The organism is Saccharopolyspora sp. NPDC002686, assembly GCF_040295745.1.
Classification (GTDB): Bacteria; Actinomycetota; Actinomycetes; order Mycobacteriales; family Pseudonocardiaceae; genus Saccharopolyspora; species Saccharopolyspora oryzae.
In genome coordinates, this window is the sequence record NZ_JBEOVY010000489.1 from 1 (window position 1) to 4,557 (window position 4,557).

The following is a 4,557-nucleotide window of genomic DNA, read 5'->3' on the forward strand; positions in this document are numbered from 1 at the left end:
AGTCCGGCGACCTTGGTGTAGGACTGCACGTCGACCAGGTAGCGGGCGCGCAGGAGCATCGCCAGCTGCCCGAGGTTCATCTCCGGGACGATCACCTTGTCGTAGCTGCGCAGCACGTCGCCAAGGTTGCCCGGCATCGGGTTGAGATGGCGCAGGTGGGCCTGCGCGATGGACATCCCCTGCGCGCGCACCCGGCGGCAGGCCGCACCGATCGGCCCGTACGACGAACCCCAGCCCAGCACCAGCACGCGGGCGTCGCCGGACGGGTCGTCGACGGTGATGTCCGGGACCGGCACGCCGTCGATCTTGGCCTGGCGCAGCCGGACCATCCGGTCGTGGTTGTCCGGGTCGTAGGAGATGTTGCCCTTGCCCTCGGCCTTCTCCAGGCCGCCGACCCGGTGCTCCAGCCCCGGCGTGCCGGGCACGGCCCACTCGCGGGCCAGCGTCTCGGGATCGCGCACGTAGGGCCAGAACTCGCCGGAACCGTCCGGCGCGTTGGGCTCGGTGGCGAACTCCACGCGCAGGTCGGGCAGCTGCTCGACGTCCGGGATCAGCCACGGCTCCGAACCGTTGGCGATCGCGCCGTCGGACAGCAGCAGCACCGGCGTCCGGTAGGTCAGCGCGATGCGCACCGCGTCCAGCGCCGCGTCGAAGCAGTCCGCGGGCGAGCACGGGGCGATCACCGGCACCGGCGATTCACCGTTGCGGCCGTGCAGCGCCTGCAGCAGGTCGGCCTGCTCGGTCTTGGTCGGCAAGCCCGTGGAGGGGCCGCCGCGCTGGATGTCGCACACCAGCAGCGGCAGCTCCAGCGTCACAGCCAGACCGATGGTCTCCGACTTCAGCGCCAACCCGGGCCCGGACGTGGTCGTCACGCCCAGCGCACCGCCGAACGAAGCGCCGAGCGCCGCACCGACGCCGGCGATCTCGTCCTCCGCCTGGAAGGTCGTGACGCCGAAGTTCTTGTGCTTGGCCAGCTCGTGCAGCACGTCCGAGGCGGGCGTGATCGGGTAGGTGCCGAGGAACACCGGGAGGTCGCTGCACTGCCCGGCGGCCACGATTCCGTAGGCCAGGGCGGTGTTCCCGGTGATCTGCCGGTAGGTACCGGCGGGCAGCGCGGCGGGCGCGACCTCGTAGGTCACCGCGAAGGACTCGGTGGTCTCGCCGTAGTTCCAGCCCGCGCGGAAGGCCAGCACGTTGGCCTCGGCGATCTGCGGCTTCTTGGCGAACTTCTCGCGCAGGAACCGCTCGGTGCCCTCGGTGGGCCGGTGGTACATCCACGACAGCAGCCCGAGCGCGAACATGTTCTTGCAGCGGTCGGCGTCCTTCTTGCCGAGCCCGGTGCCCTCCAGCGCGCCCTGGGTCAGCGTTCCCATCGCCACCTGGTGCACCTGGTAGCGGTCGAGGTCGTCGCCCTCGAGCGGGTTGCCGTCGTAGCCGACCTTGGTCAGGTTGCGCTTGCTGAACTCGTCGGTGTTGACGATCAGGATGCCGCCGTGCGGCAGATCGCCCAAGTTCGCCTTGAGCGCCGCCGGGTTCATCGCCACCAGCACGTCCGGCCGATCGCCCGGGGTGAGGATGTCGTAGTCGGCGAAGTGCAGCTGGAAGCTGGAGACGCCCGGCAGGGTTCCGGCAGGAGCGCGGATCTCGGCGGGGAAGTTCGGCAGCGTCGCCAGGTCGTTGCCGAAGGCCGCGGCTTCGGAGGTGAACCTGTCACCCGTCAGCTGCATGCCGTCGCCGGAGTCCCCGGCGAACCGGATGACCACCCGGTTCAGCTTCTGGGCGCCGTTGGTCCGGTGCCCGTTCGCGGTGCTCAACTTGATCCGTTCCCCTTCACCTGCAGGCAACGTCCATTCTGTGGCGAACGATACAGCCCCGTTCTTTATTCCGATCACAGCCCGACTCGAACCGATCACCTTGCGCACGCAACCGCACGTTCGCCCGGATCGAGGGATGTTCATCGAAACGATCGAGTTCCGCATCGTCGCCCAGGTAATGCCCCCTGTACCGACGTACCCGACACTCGACCACGGCAGGCGGCCGGCGGAAAATGTGACGTGCCCCATATCGTGGCTGCCGCCCGCCTCGCGTTGCCGATTTTCCCACCATCCGGGAACGCGTTCGCCGAAACGGCCGATACCTGCGGCGCCGGCGGTCGGCTTTCATCACAGCCGACCGGGCGCGATGCGCTGGAACCCGAACAGCCCCAGGAGGATCAGTGACCGCACCAGCACCTCGGCCCCACTCCCACCCGTTCGTCCCCTACGCACCACCGCGGCTCGACGTCGCGGAGGGGTTGCGGCGCGGGCAGGAGCTCTTCGAGCACTTGGACGGTCGCCGCAGCGTGCGGTTCTTCAGCTCCGATCCGGTCCCGCGCGAGGCGATCGAGATGGCCGTGCGGACCGCGAACACCGCGCCCAGCGGTGCGCACCAGCAGCCGTGGACCTTCGTCGCCGTGCAGGACCCCGACCTCAAGCACCGCATCCGGCTGGCCGCCGAGGCGGAGGAACGCGCGTTCTACGAGCGCGAGGACATCCCGCAGTGGCACGGGGCGCTGTCCCGGCTGGAGACCGACGCGGACAAGGAGTTCCTCGACGTGGTGCCGTGGATCGTGGTCGCCTTCGCCCAGAAGTACCGGGTGGACGACACCGGGCGGCAGAAGCACTACTACGTCAACGAGAGCGTCGGCATCGCCTGCGGCATGTTCATCACCGCCCTGCACACCATGGGGCTGGCCACGCTGACCCACACCCCGAACCCGATGGGATTCCTGACGAAGATCCTGGAGCGCCCGTCCAGCGAGCGGCCCTACATCCTGTTCCCGATCGGCTATCCGGCCGCCGACTGCGAGGTTCCCGAGCTGACCCGCAAGCCCCTGGACGAGGCGCTGCTCTGGCGCTGAGACCCTGTCCCCGAACGCGTTCTGCGTGGCGGCGCCGAGCACGAAGTGGTGCCCTGGGACGAGACGGTGACGAACGGGAACGGGGTGGGTGCGGTGGCCGACGAGGTCGACGTCGTGGTGATCGGCATGGGTCCGGGCGGCGAGGACGTCGCCTCCCGGCTGGCCAGGGCCGGGCTGTCGGTGGTCGCGGTGGAATCCCGCCTGGTCGGCGGCGAATGCCCGTACTTCGCCTGCGTGCCGACGAAGATGATGGTGCGCGCCACCGATGCGCTGGCCGAAGCGCGCCGGGTTCCGCAGCTCGCCGGGCGGGCCGACGTGCGTGCGGAGTGGACGCCGGTGGCCGACCGGATCCGCGACGAGGCCACCACCGATTGGGACGACGAGATCGCCGCGCAGCGCTTCGAACGCACCGGCGGTCGCCTGGTGCGCGGGTTCGGGCAGATCACCGCGCCGGGCGAGGTCACCGTCGGGGACCAGGTGTTCCACGCGCGGCGCGGCATCGTGCTCAACCCCGGCACCGATCCCGTGGTGCCGCCCGTCGACGGGCTGGCCGGAAGTCCATATTGGACGAACCGGGACGCGGTGCCGGCCCGCGAGGCGCCGGAATCGCTGCTGGTGCTCGGCGGCGGGCCGGTCGGGCTGGAACTCGCACAGGTCTTCGCCCGGTTCGGCACCGCCGTCACGGTGATCGAGGCGCAGCCCCGGCTGCTGGCGGTCGCCGAACCCGAAGCGTCCGAGCTGATCACCGAAGTGCTGCGCGCCGAAGGAATCCAGGTGCGCACCGGTAACGGCGTGGAGCGCGTCAAGCACGACGACCAGTTCGAGGTGCAGCTGGCCGGCGGCGAACAGCTCACGGCGCAACAGCTCCTGGTGGCCACCGGCCGGCGCACCGATCTGCGCGCGCTGGGCGTCGGCGCGGTCGGTCTGGACGAGCAGGCGCGCACCATCCCGGTCGACGAGCGCATGCGCGCCGCCGAGGGGGTGTGGGCGATCGGCGACGTCACCGGTCGCGGCGCTTTCACCCACACCTCGATGTACCAGGCGCGCATCGCCGCGGCCGACATCCTCGGGCAGGACGGCGAGACCGCCGACTACCGGGCGATGCCGTGGGTAGTGTTCACCGATCCCGAAGTCGCGACCGTCGGGCTGAGCGAAGCCCGGGCGCGCGATGCCGGGATCAACGTGCGCACCGGGATCACGCGGATCCAGGAGTCCACGCGCGGTTTCATCCACAAGGTCGACAACGCCGGGATCATCAAGCTGGTCGCCGACGCGGAGCGCGGCGTGCTCGTCGGAGCGACCGTCGTCGGCCCCTACGGCGGCGAGATCGTGGGGGCGCTCGCGGTGGCCGTGCACGCCGAGGTCCCGGTGCCCAGCCTCCGCAGGATGATCTTCGCCTACCCGACCTTCCACCGAGCCATCGAATCCGCCCTGGCCGACCTCGACGTCTAACCCCCTCGACGAGTCCCCCGCGCGCCGGTGCGGGCGGGTCACCGACGAGTCTCAAAATTCAATGGAAATCGGATGTCCGATTTCCATTGAATTTGCGGAACTCCTCCACAGACCGGACCACCTGTCCACAAGTTCCGGTGTGTCGGGATCTGACACGCCGGTGCCGTGTCCGGGTGGGGACCACAGTTTCAATTGAAACTGCGAAC

Annotated in this window: 3 protein-coding genes; 2 read left to right on the forward strand and 1 reads right to left on the reverse strand. The window is 69.8% G+C overall.

All coding sequences use genetic code 11. The features are described 5' to 3' along the window. The coding region (locus ABTZ89_RS36145; RefSeq protein ID WP_351053463.1) for a 2-oxoacid:acceptor oxidoreductase subunit alpha at positions 1–1,814 on the reverse strand (1,814 nt) is incomplete at its 3' end. Between the two features lie 401 nt (positions 1,815–2,215). Here ABTZ89_RS36145 and ABTZ89_RS36150 point away from each other — a divergent pair. Further along, entirely contained in the window at positions 2,216–2,899 is a 684-nt protein-coding gene (locus ABTZ89_RS36150) for a nitroreductase family protein (protein ID WP_270952481.1), read from the forward strand. A 66-nt stretch (positions 2,900–2,965) separates the two neighbouring features. Next, complete coding sequence (locus ABTZ89_RS36155; RefSeq protein ID WP_351053467.1) at positions 2,966–4,351, forward strand: dihydrolipoyl dehydrogenase family protein; 1,386 nt, start codon at positions 2,966–2,968, stop codon at positions 4,349–4,351. Positions 4,352–4,557: the final 206 nt, after the last annotated feature.